This window comes from Exiguobacterium sp. SH5S13 (assembly GCF_004337085.1).
GTDB classification, from domain to species: Bacteria; Bacillota; Bacilli; order Exiguobacteriales; family Exiguobacteriaceae; genus Exiguobacterium; species Exiguobacterium aurantiacum_A.
In genome coordinates this window covers 1-19,501 of record NZ_SJUS01000002.1, presented here as the reverse complement: position 1 = coordinate 19,501, position 19,501 = coordinate 1, and the positions used below count along the sequence as shown (strand labels likewise).

Annotated in this window: 19 protein-coding genes; 1 reads left to right on the top strand and 18 read right to left on the bottom strand. The window is 51.6% G+C overall.

The window, feature by feature from the left end; genetic code table 11:
• Positions 1-200: 200 nt before the first annotated feature.
• The 17 genes from recO to EVJ30_RS01425 all read right to left on the bottom strand — a co-directional run bounded on the left by recO (position 201) and on the right by EVJ30_RS01425 (position 13,658).
• Positions 201-950 (bottom strand): DNA repair protein RecO, encoded by a 750-nt coding sequence (gene recO / locus EVJ30_RS01505; RefSeq protein WP_131457993.1) that lies wholly within the window; start codon positions 948-950, stop codon positions 201-203.
• A gap of 3 nt (positions 951-953) precedes the next feature.
• Complete coding sequence (gene era, locus EVJ30_RS01500) at positions 954-1,862, bottom strand: GTPase Era (protein ID WP_070326997.1); 909 nt, start codon at positions 1,860-1,862, stop codon at positions 954-956.
• Between the two features lie 34 nt (positions 1,863-1,896).
• Complete coding sequence (locus tag EVJ30_RS01495; protein WP_255417716.1) at positions 1,897-2,217, bottom strand: diacylglycerol kinase family protein; 321 nt, start codon at positions 2,215-2,217, stop codon at positions 1,897-1,899.
• Between the two features lie 17 nt (positions 2,218-2,234).
• A complete protein-coding gene (gene ybeY / locus EVJ30_RS01490) occupies positions 2,235-2,711 on the bottom strand; it encodes an rRNA maturation RNase YbeY (RefSeq protein WP_131457992.1) in 477 nt (158 codons plus the stop codon).
• Positions 2,689-4,770: an HD family phosphohydrolase gene (locus tag EVJ30_RS01485; RefSeq protein WP_236633362.1), complete on the bottom strand. Its 2,082-nt coding sequence runs from the start codon at positions 4,768-4,770 to the stop codon at positions 2,689-2,691. Before EVJ30_RS01485 ends, ybeY begins: the two co-directional genes overlap by 23 nt.
• Positions 4,771-4,787: 17 nt before the next feature.
• Positions 4,788-5,744 carry a PhoH family protein gene (locus EVJ30_RS01480; protein WP_070327896.1) on the bottom strand — a complete coding sequence of 319 codons (957 nt, stop codon included), beginning with the start codon at positions 5,742-5,744 and terminating at the stop codon, positions 4,788-4,790.
• Between the two features lie 135 nt (positions 5,745-5,879).
• A complete protein-coding gene (locus EVJ30_RS01475; RefSeq protein WP_131467823.1) occupies positions 5,880-6,344 on the bottom strand; it encodes a hypothetical protein in 465 nt (154 codons plus the stop codon).
• A gap of 5 nt (positions 6,345-6,349) precedes the next feature.
• Entirely contained in the window at positions 6,350-7,330 is a 981-nt protein-coding gene (gene floA / locus EVJ30_RS01470; RefSeq protein ID WP_016508066.1) for a flotillin-like protein FloA, read from the bottom strand.
• Positions 7,327-7,839: an NfeD family protein gene (locus tag EVJ30_RS01465; RefSeq protein ID WP_131467821.1), complete on the bottom strand. Its 513-nt coding sequence runs from the start codon at positions 7,837-7,839 to the stop codon at positions 7,327-7,329. The genes floA and EVJ30_RS01465 overlap by 4 nt, the downstream gene beginning before the upstream one ends.
• Before the next feature lie 136 nt (positions 7,840-7,975).
• Entirely contained in the window at positions 7,976-8,425 is a 450-nt protein-coding gene (locus EVJ30_RS01460; protein ID WP_070326991.1) for a GatB/YqeY domain-containing protein, read from the bottom strand.
• Positions 8,426-8,458: 33 nt separating this feature from the next.
• The gene (rpsU, locus tag EVJ30_RS01455; RefSeq protein WP_286203271.1) at positions 8,459-8,653 is read right to left on the bottom strand and encodes a 30S ribosomal protein S21; all 195 of its coding nucleotides are present in this window, start codon (positions 8,651-8,653) and stop codon (positions 8,459-8,461) included.
• 79 nt (positions 8,654-8,732) lie between these two features.
• Entirely contained in the window at positions 8,733-9,398 is a 666-nt protein-coding gene (gene deoC / locus EVJ30_RS01450) for a deoxyribose-phosphate aldolase (RefSeq protein ID WP_070326989.1), read from the bottom strand.
• A gap of 77 nt (positions 9,399-9,475) precedes the next feature.
• Complete coding sequence (gene rarD, locus EVJ30_RS01445) at positions 9,476-10,339, bottom strand: EamA family transporter RarD (protein WP_070327895.1); 864 nt, start codon at positions 10,337-10,339, stop codon at positions 9,476-9,478.
• Positions 10,340-10,486: 147 nt separating this feature from the next.
• Positions 10,487-11,644 (bottom strand): bifunctional cystathionine gamma-lyase/homocysteine desulfhydrase, encoded by a 1,158-nt coding sequence (locus EVJ30_RS01440; protein WP_131467819.1) that lies wholly within the window; start codon positions 11,642-11,644, stop codon positions 10,487-10,489.
• Entirely contained in the window at positions 11,610-12,548 is a 939-nt protein-coding gene (locus EVJ30_RS01435; RefSeq protein WP_131467817.1) for a PLP-dependent cysteine synthase family protein, read from the bottom strand. The genes EVJ30_RS01440 and EVJ30_RS01435 overlap by 35 nt, the downstream gene beginning before the upstream one ends.
• Before the next feature lies 1 nt (position 12,549).
• Complete coding sequence (locus EVJ30_RS01430) at positions 12,550-13,017, bottom strand: S-ribosylhomocysteine lyase (protein ID WP_016508081.1); 468 nt, start codon at positions 13,015-13,017, stop codon at positions 12,550-12,552.
• Entirely contained in the window at positions 13,014-13,658 is a 645-nt protein-coding gene (locus EVJ30_RS01425) for a class I SAM-dependent methyltransferase (RefSeq protein WP_131457988.1), read from the bottom strand. The genes EVJ30_RS01430 and EVJ30_RS01425 overlap by 4 nt, the downstream gene beginning before the upstream one ends.
• Before the next feature lie 338 nt (positions 13,659-13,996).
• On the opposite strand from EVJ30_RS01425, the gene EVJ30_RS01420 reads away from it, so the two are divergent.
• Entirely contained in the window at positions 13,997-17,662 is a 3,666-nt protein-coding gene (locus tag EVJ30_RS01420) for a S8 family serine peptidase (protein WP_131467815.1), read from the top strand.
• 415 nt (positions 17,663-18,077) lie between these two features.
• Here the strand turns inward: EVJ30_RS01420 and EVJ30_RS01415 are convergent, their stop codons facing one another.
• Entirely contained in the window at positions 18,078-19,406 is a 1,329-nt protein-coding gene (locus EVJ30_RS01415; protein ID WP_131467813.1) for an ISL3 family transposase, read from the bottom strand.
• Between the last annotated feature and the right edge of the window lie 95 nt (positions 19,407-19,501).

Below are 19,501 nucleotides of genomic sequence, written 5' to 3'. Positions count from 1 at the left end.
CCACCCTACTTGCCTCGGTATCGAGGCCACTCTTTGGATTGGGGCGCTCCGGAATCGCCATTCGCTCTCTTCATGGCGTTCGGCTCTCACCTTCCCGAACTCGCTTTACCCATGATTTAAGAACTACTCATTTTCCTTCACAGCGCACGCTATTTCATTTGTCTAATCGTAGATTATGGTATCGAACCTTGCATGAATTGTCAATCATCGTTCAAGTAAAGTCGCTGCATCTGATCGAGGACCCGTTTCGTCTTGAGGTTCAGTCCGCTGTAAGAGTCCATATAGGCGTCAAACAGTTGCCGTAACAGGAGACGTGTCTCCTTCGTCAACGGGACGTTACTAAACTCTGACAACTCATGCCGGCTCAACAAGTAAAGTAACTTTGCCAGCCGCTCACTCATCTGAATCGACCCTGCCTCTTGGTGGCGCGAACAGAGAAACCCGCCCGACGTCACGGAAAAGAACATCGGGTCGGTCACATCATTGCACCGCACACAACCGGTCAAGACCGGGGCGACGCCGAGCAGATACATAATTCTGAGTTCGAAATGATGGGTGATGATCTCAGGGTCCATTCCGGCGTTCAGCGCTTGGAGCGCGTCATTCAAAATTCGGTATAACGGCCGATTCGGGACTCGATCTTCGACAGTTTTATCGACGAGTTCGAGCAAGTACACGGCATACGCCATCCGCTCGACATCTTTACGGATTTCCGGGTATGACGTAATCACGTCAGACGACTTGAGTTGACCGAGACCGCGGCTCGCCGGGAAGATATAGACGGCTTCGACGAACGGTTGGCTCGCTGCGTGCAGCCGGCTCCCCGGCTTTTTCGCACCGCGTGCCATGACGGCGACTTTCCCGAGCTCTTCTGTGAAGAGGGTCACGACTTTGTTGGATTCACCGTAATTGACGGTCCGAATGACGATGCCCGTGACTTTTTGTAACATGGCTCAATACTCGTCGTCGCGGAACCCGAGGTCACGGAGTTGGCCCATCTTATTGCGCCAATCTTTTTGGACTTTCACCCATAAGTTTAAATACACTTTCGTACCGAGCAAGAGCTCGATGTCATGACGCGCTTCCGTCCCGACCTGACGGAGCATCGCACCTTTCTTGCCGATGACGATTCCTTTTTGCGAGTCACGCTCGACCATGATGACGGCTTCGACGTCGACCATGTCCGAGTTGTCTCGTTTCTTGATCGATTCGATGTTGACCGCGATCGAATGCGGAATCTCATCGCGCGTGTTATGAAGCACTTTCTCGCGAATCAGTTCCGAGATGATGAAGCGCTCCGGGTGATCCGTCACTTGATCAGCCGGATAGTACATCGGCCCTTCTGGTAGCAGCTTCTTGATCTCACCGATGAGCGGTTCGACGTTATTGCCTTGCAAGGCTGAAATCGGAACGTACGCCGCGAAATCAAGTTGATTCGTATACTGTTCGATGACAGCAGGGATCTCGTCCGGATGAATCAAATCGATTTTGTTCATCACAAGGATGATCGGTGTGTCGAGTCCTTTCAACTTCTCGATGATGAACTCGTCACCGGCACCACGCGGCTCTGTTACGTTGACCATGAACAAAATCGCGTCGACTTCGCGCAACGCGTTCGTCGCCACTTTCATCATGAAGTCGCCGAGACGGTGCTTCGGTTTATGGATCCCTGGCGTGTCGATGAAGATGATTTGCGTGTCGTCTGTCGTATAGACACCTTGGACCTTGTTACGTGTCGTCTGGGGTTTGTCTGACATGATGGCGATCTTTTGACCGATGACCCGGTTCAAGAACGTCGATTTCCCGACGTTCGGACGTCCGATAATTGAAACAAAACCTGATTTAAAACCTTCTTGATACATAGTGCACCTGCTTTCTAAATTTCCAATACATTGATTATAAAGCGAATAAATACGGTCCGAAAATGACGAGCGCTGTTACGGCTGCTCCGCCCGAAGCGACGAGGACCGAGCCCGCCGCGACGTCTTTCGCTTGTTTGGCGAGCGGCTCGATGTCTTTCGTCACGAGATCGACCGTCCGTTCGACGGCCGTGTTCATCAATTCGAGAGCGATGACAAGCACGACCCAACCGAACAAGATGAGGTTTTCAAGCGTTGTCGTCGGGAGCCACCAACAGAACAATCCGACGAGCAAGCTTGCAATGAGGTGAATCAGCATGTTCCGTTCGGTTCGCACTGCGTGCACGATCCCGTGCACCGCAAACCAGAACGGATTCACACCTCGCCTCGCTTCAACTCAAAGTGAGCGAGCACTTGCTCCTGACGCGCCGTCATCTCGGCTTCTTCTTCTGGCGTCATATGGTCGTAGCCGAGCAAATGGAGAAAGCCATGGATCGCCAAGAAGCCGAGTTCGCGTTCAAACGAATGACCGTAGTCCGCCGCTTGCTCGCGGCACCGCTCCACCGAGATGACGATGTCGCCCAATAGACGAGGTTCATCCTCATCGAGCATGAAGTCCATCTCTTCTTCTCCCATCTCGTCAAACGCAAAACTGATGACGTCCGTCGGCGCGTCTTTGCCGCGCCATTCCTGGTTGATGACTTGAATCTCGTCATTCGTTAAAAACGTGACTGACAGTTCACTCGGTTCTTCGACTTGTTCCGCCGAGGCCGCGTGAACTAAAATCGATTCGACTAACTCGAGCTGAGACTCGGTCAACAGCCCTTGTTCATCGTTCGAGATGATTTGCATGTAATTCGCCTTCTTTCTTTAGTTCTGGGTATTCGATCCGTTCATGGAACAAGCCGGTCAACGTCTCGCACGCACTCTCGCCGACACGCCACACTTCCTTCGTCGTCAAGTCACACTCTTCGAACTGACCGTCTTGGAGCTTGTCGCGAATGATCGAGCTGACGAGCTGGCGTATCCGCTCCGGTGTCGGCTGTTTTTGCGACCTGACCGCTGCTTCGATCGAATCAACGATCATGACGACCGCCGCCTCACGCGACTGCGGTTTCGGTCCCGGGTAACGGAAACGTGACTCCGACACGTCTCGTGACTCTTTCGCTTTCACATAAAAGAACTTGAGCAGCGACGTCCCGTGATGTTGCTCGGCGATGTCGATAATCTCTTTCGGCAGTTTATAGCGCCGCAACAAATCAGAGCCGTCGTAAGGATGCGCCATAATGATGTCGGCCGACTCTTCCGGTGTGAGCCGGTCGTGCGGGTTCACGCCGTTTTGTTGATTCTCGATAAAGTGGAGCGGCCGTTCCGTCTTGCCGAGGTCGTGATAATAGCTCGCGACCCGGGCGAGCAGACCGTCGGCCCCGATCGCCTCACACGCCGACTCGGCGAGATTGGCGACCATCATGCTATGGTGATACGTACCCGGAGCCTCCATCAACAGTTTTCGCAGCAGCGGGTGCGTCGGGCTCATCAATTCGACTAAGCGTCCGGACGACAACACGCCGAACCAAGGCTCTAGAAACGGCAGGAAGCCGAACGTGAGAACGATCGACAACAAGGCGCTCGTGATCGCGAAACCGGATAAATAGGCGACCATCTCCCACGTCACTTGCGTGTTCCGCAAGAACAGGAGCGCGAGCACCATGATGATGTTGATGATTCCGAGCAAGACGCCTGAAAGGAACAAGCGTTTCCGTTGAATCTTCGGTTCGACCAAAAAGACAGCCAGGAAACTCCCGGTCGCAAAGTAAACGACAGTCATAAAGCTCGTATTTTGGCCAAAGCTCGCAACAATTGAACCAGCGATCATCGTGATGAGCGCCGAAGCCAACGCGACCCGTTCATCGACTAAGATACGGAGCAATAAGACGACGAACGCCGTCGGGGCGATGACGTACGCATACGTCGTGAACTCGATCCCGATATAACCGACGCCGAAGAAAATACCTAGTTGCAGCAATAGTAGGCCATAGACAGTAATCAAAATTTTAGGTCGGAGCAAAAGTTCTTGAATTTTTGAACGGATCAGCATGAATAAAAATCCGACCGTCAAGAGTCCGCTGAGCAAATAGGCACCGAACAAAGGCGCGAACGAACGGTTCGGGTCAATCGCACCGGTCAATTCGAGCTTCCGATAGATTTCACGGGTCACGACTTCCCCTTGGTTGACGAGGAGCTGTCCTTCTTGAATGATGACCGGTTCAACGGCGTCGATCGCTTCTTGTTCTTTCTGACGAGTCGCTTCCGAATCGAAAACATAGTTCGGGACGATCAGTTGGTCACTTAAACTCGTCGCGACCGCTCGGAATTCTAACGACAACGGTGATTGGTCGATGACCGTCGACGCCCGGTCTCTCGCCTCGGCAATCGACTCGGAACTCGTTTCGATCCGATTCGCCATGACTTCTTGAAGCGCCGTCACGGCGACGTCTTCGACGGTACGACGCGTGTTCACGGTCGCCTCCAGGAGTGAGTTCAACTCATCGTCTGCAAGGAGCCCGTTCACTTCTGTCGAGTTCAATCGATTTTTGATATCAGACAGTTCAGTGTCCTCATCCGTGTCTTCGAACGCCGCAAACAATTGCTCGATTTTGGCAATCTGTTGATCGGCGAATTCACGGCGTAATGAGAACTGACTCCCGACGGCGTTCGTCGCGTCTTGTCTCAGACGGTCTGAGGCGACCCTGTCCTCGATCGTGATCGGGGAGCGGATATCTTGTGCGGCGATGCCAAGCGGCTCTACGCTGATGATTGATGGGCGCACCGTAAAGTAGAGGATCGCGCCAAGGATGAGAAAAAAGAGGACGGAGATTGTGGCGACCGTCCAATGACGTGCTTGCTGCATCAGTGCCCCCCCTTTCGTCATGTAATATCTGTACTGTAGGCGTTGATGATTTTTTTGACGAGTGGATGCCGCACGACGTCTGAGGCGCTAAAGTGCTCGAAATGAATCCCGTCGACCCCTTCGAGGAGATGGAGCGCTTCTTGAAGCCCCGACGCTTTCCCTCTCGGTAAGTCGACTTGCGTCAAATCACCGGTGACGACCATCTTCGACCCGAACCCGAGCCGTGTCAAAAACATTTTCATCTGTTCTTTCGTCGTATTCTGCGCCTCATCCAAAATGACGAACGCATCTTCAAGCGTCCGTCCGCGCATGTAAGCGAGCGGGGCGACTTCGATCGTCCCTCGCTCGAGCAGACGGTTCGTGTGTTCGACACCATAGACGTCAAACAAGGCGTCATAGAGCGGTCGTAAGTAAGGGTCGACTTTCTCTTTTAAGTCACCCGGCAAGAAACCGAGGTTCTCACCCGCCTCGACGGCAGGACGCGTCAAAATGATCCGTTTCACTTGACCTTCTTTCAGCGCCCGCGCAGCCAGGACGACCGCCAAATACGTCTTCCCGGTCCCGGCCGGCCCGATCCCGAATACGAGGTCGCGTTTCTCGATGGCCCGGACGTAACGGCTCTGTCCGACCGTCTTCGCCCGGATCGGTTTCCCTTTGTTCGTCGTGAAGACGACGCGGCCATAATGTTCGAGCAGTTCTTCCCCTTTGCCGATCTTAATATGTTGGATGACACTGATCGCATCGCCCTCGTTCAACCGTGCACCTTGTTTAACGAGTTGTTGCAACGTCTTGATCACACTTTTCGTCAATTCGAGCGTCTCCGCGCTATCGGCTTGGATGATCAGCTCTTCGCCACGAGGCGTAAGTGCGACGGCAAGCTCGGCCTCGATCGCATGGAACACCTCATCTTTCGGTCCGAGGAGTGCCTGCGCTTCGCTCGCATGTTCCATGACGAACGGTATCTTATCTGTCATAATCAATGGATGTTTCTCCCCCTCATCTATAGATTGTTCCTTCTTTACTTTAGCACTATCATGCCGTTCGTGAAAGAAAGACCGTTAGCTCGAGCCACAAAAAAAAGCAGTGACATCGAGTCACTGCTAAAAAAATTACCGACGGCGGCGTTTCGAGACCGGCGGCTGAAGAATCTCACTCCAGACGATGGCTTGACGCGCTTGCTTCATCGAAATGCGCGGTTGCGCTGTCTGTCGTGAATCGGTCGCTTCCGTTATCGGAGGGATTTTGACTGCCTGTTCGAACGCAGCGCTCACTTTCGGGAGCGACTCACGCGACTTTGGTGCGTGCCGATTCGGATCAAACTCGTGCCGGTCTGAATTTTCGACCGGAATCGCGACACGACGACGAACTTTTTGCGGTACTTTGTTCTGTCGTTCGTCTCGCGGATCGTTGAGTTGTCCATCGACTTCTTTCACCATGTCGCCGACCGTATCCAAATACCGTTTCAGATCCGTGCTCGGTGGCTTTTCTCCTGTAGATGACGACTTCTCAAGTCGCTTCATGACCGCGGAAGCGACCCCGAAGGCGACTAATAGTAAGATCCATAATCCATCCATATCGATTACTCTCTATCAGATTCGACTGGGTGCCCGATCGCATTACGCATTTGCGTATCCGCTTGGACGTTCAAGTAGTTGACGTAATCCATGACCCCAAGTTTGCCGTTACGAAGCGCATCTGCCATCGCGAGCGGTACTTCCGCCTCGGCCGCGACAACTTTGGCGCGCATTTCTTCGACCGACGACTTCATCTCTTGCTCGCGGGCGATCGCCATCGCGCGACGTTCCTCGGCTTTCGCCTGCGCAATTTTCTTATCTGCCTCGGCTTGGTCGGTTTGGAGCACCGCGCCGATGTTTTTACCGATATCAATGTCGGCGATATCGATCGACAAGATTTCAAACGCCGTCCCTGAATCGAGACCTTTCGTCAATACGGTACGTGAAATCATGTCCGGGTTCTCAAGCACGTGTTTATGGTTATGTTGCGAACCGATCGTCGAGACGACCCCTTCACCGACACGGGCGATGATCGTTTCTTCACCGGCACCCCCGACGAGGCGGTCGATGTTGGCACGAACCGTGATCCGCGCTTTCGCTTTCACTTCGATCCCATCCATCGCCACACCGGCGATGAACGGTGTCTCGATGACTTTCGGGTTAACCGACATCTGAACGGCTTCTAACACGTTCCGACCAGCAAGGTCGATGGCGGCGGCACGTTCGAACGATAACTCGATATCGGCACGGTGCGCCGCGATCAAAGCGTTGACGACACGGTCGACGTTACCACCGGCTAAAAAGTGACTCTCGAGCTGGTTCGTGTTCAAACCGATGCCTGCTTTGACGGCTTTGATGAGCGGGTTGATGATTTTAGACGGGACGACGCGACGAAGTCGCATCCCGATCAATGTGAAGATGGAGACGTGGACGCCTGAAGCAAACGAGCTGATCCACAGCCCGACCGGTACAAACGTGAAGAACACGGCGAGCGCGATCAATCCCCCACCTGTGATGAGTAACGTGCTTAATAGTTCTGGTGTCATTCTGTTACACCCTCCTTCGGTTCTACAAAGCGTCGGACGACAACGCGTCCTGAGTCGACTTTATACACCTCAATTTTTGTTTGTTCATCGAGATAGCTACCTTCTGCCACGACGTCGATTCGTTCGCCTTCAATCTCAGCAGTACCTGCTGGACGAAGCGGCGTCAATGTGACACCGACTTTCCCAAGCAACCGTTTCCGGTCGTCATGAGACAAATACCCCTTATCAGTCGACGTCGAATCGGTCAAAATCAAGCCTTTATACATGAGCGAGCGATTCGACTGCAGTCGACGGTACGCCCAAAACCCGAGTCCCGCAACAAGCGCCGTCGCTAAACCAAGTGACAGCCAAAGCTGCCCGATCGTGGCACCTGCCATAATCAAACTCGCCACGACGGCGCCTATCCCGAGGACCCCGAACAATCCAAAACCGGCAACGAACACTTCAATTCCAAGAAGGACAATCCCGACGAAAAACACCGTCAGAATCACTCCGAGACCAAATGTCATCGTATTGCTACCCCCTTCCAAATCCAAAGCTACCTCTTATCTCTAGTGTATACGAAACAAGATTGAATGTGGTTTCATAATACGCAAAAAAAGGCAGAAACTTTTGGATTTCTCCAAAGTTCCCTGCCTTTTATCATTAATTCGTCAATTGTTGTTTGACAATTCGGTTCACAAGACCACCGTCAGCCTTGCCTTTAACTTGTGGCATGACGACGCCCATCACCTTACCCATATCGGACGGACCCGCAGCGTTCGTCTCGGCAATTGCTGCCTTGACGATTGCTGTGACTTCGTCTTCAGAGAGTTGCTTAGGCATGTAGACCTCTAGTACGACAATTTCATCAGCTACTTTAGAAGCAAGGTCTTCACGACCAGCGCTTTCGAATTCTCGGAGGGAGTCTCTGCGCTGTTTCATCTCTCGGTTGAGCACCGTGAGCTCCTCTTCCTCAGTAAGATCTTGTCGACCAAGTTTGATGGCCTCGTTCTGGAGCGACGCTTTGACCATCCGGATCGTCGTGAGACGATCTTTCTGTTTAGCGCGCATGGCTTGCTTCATGTCGTCCGTCAAGCGTTCTTGCAGACTCATGAGCCAACACCCTCTCTACAAAAGAAACTTCAATCAGAATTTCTTGTTCTTGCGAGCAGCTTCTGATTTCAATTTACGTTTTACGCTTGGCTTTTCGTAGTGACGACGTTTGCGAACTTCGGCAAGAGTGCCATCTTTCGCAACACCGCGTTTGAAACGACGAAGAGCGTCTTCAAGCGATTCGTTTTTACGGACACGAGTTTCCACTAGTTTTCCCTCCCTCCGAATTACACGACTAAGGAAACGTGTTTCACACGTCATACCACATTATAGTGAAATTAAGTCGTGTGGTCAACTACTACTTCAATTAATAATCGCTGTCCGAACGCCCGCCTGTGACGATGGCAATTCCGGCAGAAGCGCCAATGCGCGTTGCACCAGCATCGATCATCGCTTGTGCGCCTGCGAAATCACGGACGCCACCTGATGCTTTGACGCCAAGATCCGGTCCGACCGTCTCACGCATGAGTCGGATGTCTTCGACGGTAGCGCCGCCAGTTGAGAATCCAGTCGACGTTTTCACGAAGTCCGCACCCGCTTTGACTGACAGTTCAGCCGCTTTTTTGATTTCTTCTTTAGTAAGCAGGCACGTTTCAAAGATGACTTTGACGAGCGTACCGTTTGCTGCTTCGACGACGGCACGGATGTCGCGTTCGACGAGGTCGAAATCGCCGTCTTTCATCGCGCTGATGTTGATGACCATGTCGACTTCGTCTGCGCCGTTGGCAATCGCATCTTTCGTTTCGAACGCTTTCACTTCAGGTGTGTTCGCACCGAGCGGGAATCCGATGACCGTACAAACTTTGACGTCCTCATCTAATTTAAGTTGCTCGGCAGCGTAAGCGACCCATGTCGGGTTGACACAAACGCTCGCGAATTTGTACTCAAGTGCCTCTGCACATAGTTTTGTGACTTGATCTTTCGTTGTTTCTGCCTTCAAGGCCGTGTGGTCGATATAACGTGCTAATTCCATAATAAATTCCTCCTCTGACATATAGGTCTGACATCTAACATATTATCATGTTTTTGAGAAATGTAACAGCTTTCACTTCATGCAAGTTGACGGCGTTTTCGCGTTTGGACCCAGCTGTTCCAACTGAAGAAAAAGATGGCGATCCAGATGCATGTGAACGCGAAAATATGATACGTCGTGAACGGTTCGTCGTACAAGATGACACCGATCGCCAGACTGAGCGTCGGGGCGATAAACTGTAAAAAACCGACGAGCGTGAACGGGATATGTTGCGCCCCGTAACCGAACAACAGGAGCGGCAACGCCGTCATGACGCCCGTGCCTAAGAGCGCGGCCCAGACAATCGGTTCGCCCGTCATCGTGAGCCCGCCGCGCGACGTTTCGAAGGCGAGGAAGATGACCGCGACCGGAACGACCGCGAGCGTCTCGATACCTAGACTGACCGTCGACGCAAGCGGCCGCCGTTTTTTGACCATTCCGTAAAACCCGAACGTACTCGCCAATATGAAAGCAATCCACGGGAACGACCCATAACCGAACGTCAAGACGAGCACCCCGACCGTCGCGACACCGACCGCGAGCCATTGGACTCGGTTTAATGATTCCCGAAAAACGAGGACACCTAACACCATGCTGACGAGCGGATTGATGTAATATCCGAGCGATGCCTCGATGATATAGCCGTGATTGACCGCCCATATGTAGACAAACCAGTTCGCACTGACGATAAAGCCGTTCAACATAAAGGCGTTCCGCGTCGCCCGATGTCTGAGCGCATAATTGAATTCAGTCCACTGTTTCGTCCATTTCAAGACGAGTAAAATGAATAGAAACGACCAGACGATACGGTGGGCGAGGATTTGACTGCTCGGTATTTCCTGTAGAAACTTCCAATAGATCGGCAGGATGCCCCACATGACGTACGCACCGATTGTGGGCATGACTCCTTTATTCAATCCGTTCACCCGCTCTCCTAATCAATTATCGTCAGTTTAGTCGATGCGTTTCGGACATTCAAGCGATTTCTTCCACCCTTCCCACGACAAAAGAGGCGCGCTCTGAGAGCGCACCTCGTGTCACACGTTCATTCAGCTCGTGATTGTCGTCAAGGCCGCAAGTGCTTGCTCCAAGTCTTCAATCAAATCGTTCACGTCTTCAAGTCCGACAGAGATACGGACGAGCCCGTCCGTGATGCCGAGTTCTGCCCGACGTTCGGCCGGAATCGAGGCATGTGTCATCCGTGCCGGCACGCTGATCAAGCTCTCGACCGCACCGAGACTTTCAGCGAGCGTGAAGTAGTTCGTTTTCGCAACGACCGTCTCTGCCGCTTCGGCCGAGCCGACGTCAAAAGCGATCATGCCGCCAAAGCCTCGGGCTTGTGACAGATGGACTTGTTTCGCCGTCTCGCCGGCAATGCTCGGGTGCAACACCCGGCTGATCGCCTCGTGAGACGTCAAGAACTCGACGAGTGCGAGCGCGTTCGTCTCGATCTCTTCCATCCGGACCGCGAGCGTCTTGATGCCGCGCACGACGAGGAAGCTGTCTTGCGGTCCGAGCACGGCTCCGACCGAGTTTTGTAGGAACGCCAAACGTTCCCCTAAATCTTCTGTCCGGGCGACGACGAGTCCGGCGACGACGTCACTATGTCCACCTAAATATTTCGTGGCACTGTGCAAGACGTAGTCCGCACCGAACTCAATCGGATTTTGGAAATACGGTGTCATGAACGTATTGTCGACGACGAACAAGACGTCGGCCTCGGTCGCAATGTCACGCACACTCCGCATGTCCGTGACGTTCAAGAGCGGATTCGTCGGCGTCTCGACATAAATCATTTTCGTGTTCGGTTGGACGGCTTCGCGGACTGCCGCCGCGTCAGACGTATCGACAAAAGATGCTTCCAAGCCAAGTGATTGAAATACTCGATTGAATACACGGTACGTTCCCCCATATACGTCAGAACCGACGATGACGTGGTCCCCTGATTTCATTAACATGAGAATCGTTGAGATGGCGGCCATCCCTGAAGCGAACGCAAAACCACGCGCCCCGCCTTCGATGTCGGCGATCAGCGTCTCAAGCGCCGTCCGCGTCGGGTTAGCCGTCCGCGAATATTCATACCCGTCCCGCAAATTGCCGATTCCGTCTTGTTTATAAGTACTCGTTTGATAGATGGCTGGTGTCACGGCACCCGTCAACGGGTCCGTCGTCTTACCGCCGTGAATAAGCGCTGTTTTTGTACGCATGTTCTGCCTCCTTGACTATTCCTTGACTTAAATATCGTTCGACACTGTCCGGTAAAATCGTGACGATCACACCTTCGGTCATCCGGTTTGCTTCTTGCACACAGGCGGCGATGGCCGCGCCGGACGAACTTCCGACGAGCAGTCCTTCTTGCTTCGCCAAATGGGCGACGTAATAAAACGCGTCATCATCAGAAATCGTATAAATCCCATCGACGAGTTCGCGATCTAAAAACACAGGCCACTTCTCGACACCGATTCCTTCTGTTTTATGGGGCCCTGGTTGCCCACCGTTTAAGATTGATCCTTCGGGCTCAACTACAACGTTGCGGGTGCCGTAGTTTTTCAAAACCGCGGCGACCCCAGTGAACGTGCCACCCGAGCCCGCGCCGGCGATGAAGACGTCGATGTTCGGTATATCTTGCAATAACTCTCGGGCGAGTGAATCGACATACGTATCCGGGTTATCCGGATTCGAGAACTGTTCAGGTAAATAGGCGTTATGTTCAATCGCCAGCGCTTTGGCCCGCTCGATCGCACCCTTCATCCCGAGCTCGGTTTCCGTGTTAATGACAGTCGCGCCAAGCAATGACATGAGCGCTTGCTTCTCTTGACTAAACTTTTCAGGCGTGACCGTGATCAAGTTCACCCCGTACCGCTGACAGGCGAGGGCGAGCCCGATGCCGGTATTCCCTGCCGTCGGCTCGACGACCGTACCACCCCGTTCGAGTTGGCCGCGTTCAAGCGCTTGTTCGATCAAATGAAGCCCGAGCCGGTCTTTCACACTCCCGCCTGGATTCATCATCTCGAGCTTGCCGTATATTTTAACGCCTTTCGGAACAGGCAACGTCCGTAACTCGAGCAGCGGTGTGTCCCCGATCAGTTCATAGACGTTATTGACGAGCATATTACGCTTCGTCCTTAAAGATGATGTGCCACTCGTCACGTTTCGCGAGCATGTCGGCCGCTAATTTTTTTGCGCCCTCAAAGTCGTGGTGGTTGGCGCTACCGCATTGGATCGGGTTTTGCGCCGGCAACTCTTCCGCGGCGACCGCATCACGCAACGTCGCTTCGACGAGGCTGAGCATCGCTTCGTAGTCTCCATCGTTCAACATCGTCCAGTAAAAACCAGTCTGGCAACCCATCGGCGAGACGTCGACGATTTGCTCCGAGTGACTGCGGCTATTTTCAGCGATCAAGTGTTCGAGCGAGTGGACGGCCCGCATCGGCATGAGTCCCTCGTTCGGTTGGATGAAACGAATGTCGTATTTATAGATCGTATCGGCCGTACCTTTTTTCACACCCGCTAAACGGACGTAAGGCGCTTGTACTTTTGTATGGTCCAAATTAAAACTTTCGACTTTATAACTTTTCATGATTGAGTTCCTCCAGATTGTTTCGTGGCCACGACGAGCCAGACGAATTTATTTTTTTGTGTCAGCGAGACCGTATAGCCGTTCGCTTCGAGCATTGCTTGGATCGTTTGCGTGTACGGATAAAACTCACGGTTCAAGTCTTCGATTAAATCGTCGTAACCGTTCACGCTCGCCCAGTCGAGAATGTCTCGCTTCGCCTTTTGTGAGGCGAACATCGTGTCGAGTAAGACGAATCGCGGTGAATCGAGCTGCTCGACGTAACCTTGAATCGCTGTCCGTTTCTCTTCATCCGTCAGATGGTGAAACGCGTATGACGACACGATCGTATCTATCTGCTCTGTCGTCGGATAGTTTAAAAAGTCACCGTCGATAATATCAATCTCAAGTTTTTCGGCGGCGACAGCCCGCATCTCCGGTGACGGTTCGACCGCAACCAGCTCGTGACGTTCTAAAATCTTCATACTTAAGTTCCCGGTCCCGACTCCGAACTCCATGACCTTCCCTTCGAGATGATCCACGACATCGCTCAACATCTCCTCATAACCTGCGAACACTTCTTTATATTGCTCGTCATGTCCGGCCACGGTCGTGTCGTATTGCGTTGCCCATTCCTTAAAAATGTCCATGAACTGTAATCCCATTGCTCCACCCCATCGCTTTATTCCGACTATGTCGATAAGTTTTATGTGTTTTATCTATTCAGACCATACCAATTTTCCAAAAAAATCTCAAGCGAATTGTTCGAATCATTTTATTCGAGGTCATATCACGCCCCAATTTTGAAACTTGAGTTGAACGCGTGAATTTAGACCTAGCTGTTTTAGTAAAAGATAGGCCGAAAGTAATTGTCAGAATTTTTAAACTTGTTCAAATTCATTACCCTTTATTTCGAAAAAACCAAGGATTATCAGTTCGAATTAGGCTATCATTTTCCACAAATACATATACTTTTCAATTAAATGATTGGAGGATTTTCAAATTGCCAAAACTTAAATTTTATGTAAACGTCTCCCTCGCGACATGCCTGGCGTTAACACCTGGGCTGCTCGGACTCGGAACAGATCCGGTACTTGCCAAACGATCCGTTACGCCGAACGCTGAGATTGCCGACAAGCAAGAAAAATTGCGTGTCGTCGTCGAACTTGTCGGTGCACCTGCCATCGAACAAGCAAAAAAGAAAGGGAAAAAATTTAATGAATTGACGAAGGCCGAGAAAGACAATGCTCACGGGCTCGTCAAAGCCGAACAGAAAAAAGCGAAAGCCGCCATCTCAAAAAAAGGTGTGAAAGCAGAAACGATTGAAGAGTTCACGACCGTCTTCAACGGATTCAGTACGTTGCTCTCGGCTACAGACGTCCAGAAAGTTGAAGCGTTACCTGAAGTCGCTCACGTCCATGTCGTCAATGAATACGAGCGTCCCGAGGTCAAACCGGATATGGTAACGAGTAACGGCATGGTCCAATCGCAACAAACATGGGGCGACTATGGGTATACCGGCGAAGGAACGATCGTCGCCGTCATCGATACGGGTGTCGATGCAGACCATCGCGACTTCCGCTTAACCGACGATACAAAAGCGGAGCTCACGCAAGGTGAGGTCGAGTCGGCAGTCAGTGAGTTCGGTTTGCCGGGAGCCTACATAAACGAGAAAGTTCCTTATGCTTATAACTATTACGACGAGAACGATGATATTCGCGATGATTCCCCTGGCGCCTCGATGCACGGGATGCACGTATCGGGTACGGTCGCGGCCAACGGGGATGAGGCGACTGGCGGTTTGAAAGGTGTCGCTCCAGAATCGCAAGTACTCGGTCTCAAAGTATTCAGCAACGACCCGAACTACGCCTCGACGTACGGCGATATCTATATTAAAGCGATCGACGATGCCATCAAACTCGGCGCCGACGTCATCAATATGAGTCTCGGATCGACGGCCGGTTTCGTCGATGCCGACTCACCCGAGCAACAAGCGGTACAGCGTGCTGTCGATAACGGTGTCTTCATGTCGATCTCAGCTGGTAACTCGGCGTACTTCGGAAACGGATACGATCTCCCTTATGCGAACAACCCGGATACCGGCGTCGTCGGCGCTCCGAGCGTGAGCTCGGCCTCGACTTCAGTCGCCTCACTCGAGAACGACCAAATCCAATTGGACGCTTTCTCGATTCAATCCGGTGACAAGACAGATAAAATCGGATGGAAGAAACAAGATGGCCCAGCTTTCACGAACGGGGACTATGAACTCGTCCATGTCGGTGACGGACAGCCTGGTCAATACGTCGGGAAAGACGTGAAAGGGAAGATTGTCTTCGCGGTGCGTGACGGCGCCTATTTCTACTCGAACATTCAAAAGACAGCCGAAGCGAACGGGGCTGCCGGTGTCATCGTCCGCGGTGCCGTCGGTCATGGTGATTACGTCAGTATGGCGCTAGCGAACCCACAAATCCCGATGGCATCACTCAGCATTAAAGACGGAAATGAGCTTCAACAGCGACTCGTTGCCGGTGAACAAATGAACATTAAATTCGCAGGTGACCGCATTAGCGTCGCTAACCGTGCAGCCGGTTCACTGTCTAACTTCACTTCGTGGGGTGTGACACCAAACCTCGATTTCAAACCTGAAATCTCGGCGCCAGGCGGACAAATCTTCTCGACGTTGAATGACGATCAATACGGATTGATGAGCGGAACGTCGATGGCTGCACCACACGTCGCAGGAGGCGCCGCGCTCGTGCTCGAACGTGTCGACCGCGAGTTCGCTTTAAGCGGTACGGCTCGGGTAACGATGGCGAAGAATTTGTTGATCAACACATCGAAAGCCGTGACTGATATCGGTCCATACAACCAACAGTTGAATCAGAACCTCCCATACACGCCGCGTCGGGGAGGAGCCGGTTTGATGCAATTGCACGCGGCCGTCTCAACGCCAGCCGTCGCCTATGAAAAGACAACAAAAGAAGCAAAAGTTGCCTTAAAAGAACTCAACCGAAGCAAGGCGACGTTCACGCTTGTTGTCGAGAACTTATCCGACAAAGCCGTGTCATACGATGTTTCGTCTTCACTTCAGACCGACCTCGCCATCGAACGGACGGCCGGGACGATTCAAAATGCGATGGAGGCCCAACCACTCCAAAACGCCAGCGTGACGATCAACGGGAAGAAAGCAAATACGGTCAAACTGAAAGCGAAGCAAACAGTCGAACTCAAAATCGCGCTCGACGTCTCGAAAGCGCAAGTTCTCAATCCAAAGACGCTGAACGGTCTCGTCTCGGCCAAAGACGTATTTGAAAACGGCTATTTCGTCGACGGTTTCGTGCGCTTGACCGATGTGAACGGGGCAGAAGGCAATCCAGGACTCGTCGTACCGTTCGTCGGTTTCGAAGGCGACTGGGGCAAAGCACCGATCTTTGACGCTTCCATCTATGAATCAGGATCGTTCTATCAGACGGCTGGAATGGTCGATCAGACAGGGAATTATTTGGGCATGAACCTAGATGAATCGTTCACGTCCGACACAATCGCGTTCTCTCCTGACGGGGACAACGTAAAAGATGTGGCGACACCGGTCTTCTCGCTCCTTCGTAACGCCAAAGACGTCAAATATCGCATCGTCGACGAGTCAGGCGATGTCGTCCGCACGCTCCGGCAAGATGACGAGTTGCGTAAAAACTACTTCGATGGCGGACGCAATACACCTTACTACTACTCAGCCGACTACAAATGGGACGGACAATTGAACGGTAACCCGGCCCCGGCCGGCAAGTACTTCTATGAGATCGAAGCGAGCATCGATTACATGAAAAAAGAGGCACAGACGCTCCGCTTCCCGGTTAAAGTCGACTATACAGATCCGACGTTCTCGGCGAAGTGGCAAGATGACAGTTTGTCCGTAAAAGCGAACGACGACTTCTCTGGTATCCATTCTGTCGAATACTTCTTGAACGGTAAGTCTGTCGCCAAACTTGCAAACGGGTCGGCCAGTCATGCCTTCACGTCGCCACTTAGTGAGACCGATGAAGTCAGCGTCCGCGTCACCGACCATGCCGGAAATAGCACGACCAAAACAGTCGCCTATTCGACGGATTCAGAAAAACCTGGCGTCTTCTTGGACGCGCCGCTCGCTTTGTCACCTTACGCGACGTCAATCGTCCCCATCAAAGGATCGATTCAAGACGCATCAAACATCAACTCATTCCAAGTCGATGGGATCGATGTCCCGCTCACATGGAATGAAACAACGAAACGGTATGACTTCAGTACGAATCGGACATTTATAGATGGCGTGCACAAACTCCGCTTCGTAGCTGAGGATGCGGCTGGAAACGTCGCCAACTTCCAACGGACGATTTTTGTCGATGCGACACCAGCCGTCATCGAGATCGGGAAACTACCGAAACAAATCGGGAAAAAACAAACTGCGGTCAACGTCAACGTGACTGTCAAAGATAATTTTGATGAAGTGAAGCTCCTCGTGAACGGTGATTTGAAATTCAGCCAGGCACTAAAAGCACCTTACGAGATGCGCGCTTTCTCAAGAACTGAAAAAGTCACGCTTCCTGTGACGTCAGGAGAGAATACGTTCACGTTCGAAGCGGTCGACCTCGCCGGCAACGTGACGACGAAGACGATCACACTCGTCAAATAATGAACCCGACAGGCTCTCGCAAATGCGGGAGCCTATTTGTAAATATGCAATTGCAGTATCTAAAACACATTTAATATTTATATAAACTTTATAGTAGTAATAAAAAATTAATAGCTATGCTTATAAAGGAATTTTCATAATAATATACGTGAAGAGAGTAGTTCCAATATAAAAGAAATCTTCTGGAGTTATACAATTTGCTTATTGCCATAACTAAGTCATTCACCATGACAAATGGATTGAATTTTTAGGAAAAGTAAGATATCTCCTTACTAAACGAATTAAAAATTAGATTTACTTAATTTCGCCTTCGTATTTATGTAATCAACGCTGTGGTTCTTCCTCACTTTTGATGAAACGCTCCATCTCTACGGTTATGTAGACATCGATTCATATCTCAGTAGAACATCAGGCTTCAAGTGATATTCAATATTTTGATGCGCAACAGCGCCAATCCCGCCCGACCATACATTTGACGTTTGATCGTTTTCAGTCGATTGACCTGTCCTTCGACCATGCCATTTGACCAGGGCAGCGTCATCCCGAGCCGGATGGCGTCGACATCGCCTCGTATATAGGTTGCGAAAGAGGATAGTGGTGTTTCGTTCATCCGTTCCGCTTGTTCACACCACTTTAAGATATCCTGTTCAGACGTCGTCTCCCCAAAGAGTTCCTTGAATGAACGGACGAGCTCGTTCAATTGCTTCAAGAAGGGGTAGATGTCCAGTATCTTTAGGAGAAGTGGTTCGTTGGAAGGCTCGTCCTCCCAAAGGACTTTCTGGATAATTCGTCGATTGATGCTTATTTCGTGTGGGACTGCTTTTTTCAACTTTGCGACATAGGGTCGAAACGTACTGATTCCACGCGCATATCCTCTCCGGCTCAATGTCCGATGCATCCATTCTGTCGTCCTGCCTTGACGGATCCATCTGACGATGTCTCGTTTGTAGATGTCTGCGCTGTGTTTTTGGTGAGACCGATTAATCTTTGGTGGCTCAGTCATCTTCAGATATCTTCGGCATGTTTTCGGATCAATCTGGTGTCGTCGGACCAACACGGAGATCGGGACACCTTGCTTGGCATCTTGTTGTACGGATTGAACCAGTGTCCACTTCCTTCTCTCGGCATCGGTCAGCTCACGTTCGACGCTTAGATCATCCGGTTCGAGAAGAATCTTTTCGCTAGATGGAAGGCGCCGTTTCAAGATCTCTTCAATTTTCTTTCCTAAATTATGAAACAGGTGCCATCGGTCACTCACCTGTTGAATCGTCTCATCGGCCAAGCGGATGGCCTCCCGGAACTCGACCGATCCGTCCCGTGCCACGACCTGGACAGTTGGATGTGAACGGATCCAGGCACAGACAGTGTTGACGTCCCGAGAGGGAAGCAAGGCGATTGGGCGTCTGGTCTCAAGGTCGCAGATGATCGTCCCATACTTTTTTCGTTTTCTCCAGGCCCAGTCATCGATACCGATAACGCGAGGGGCAGGTCTCTTCACATGATGTTCCGATCGTTTCAACATTCGGAGTAGCGTACTATCGCTGATGTTGTTCAAGATACGTTCCAGCCCGATCGCACTCATCCCACTCAATAGCCTCAACAGGCCGCGTTCCAAACGGATTGTTCTGCGGGAGTGTGGTCGACATAGGGAAGGAAACCTTTCCGTGAAGATACCCGTTGTGACTGCTAAACTTAAAGGGCAACTGGCGACTACTACGACGCAACACTTTCCACAACAATCAATTCTTCGCTACACTGTTCTCAGAAACAGCGTCAGGGGAGGACACAAGGAGTGGACAAGTGGATGATTCACGGAAGCGTACATGAGATGAGAGCTAG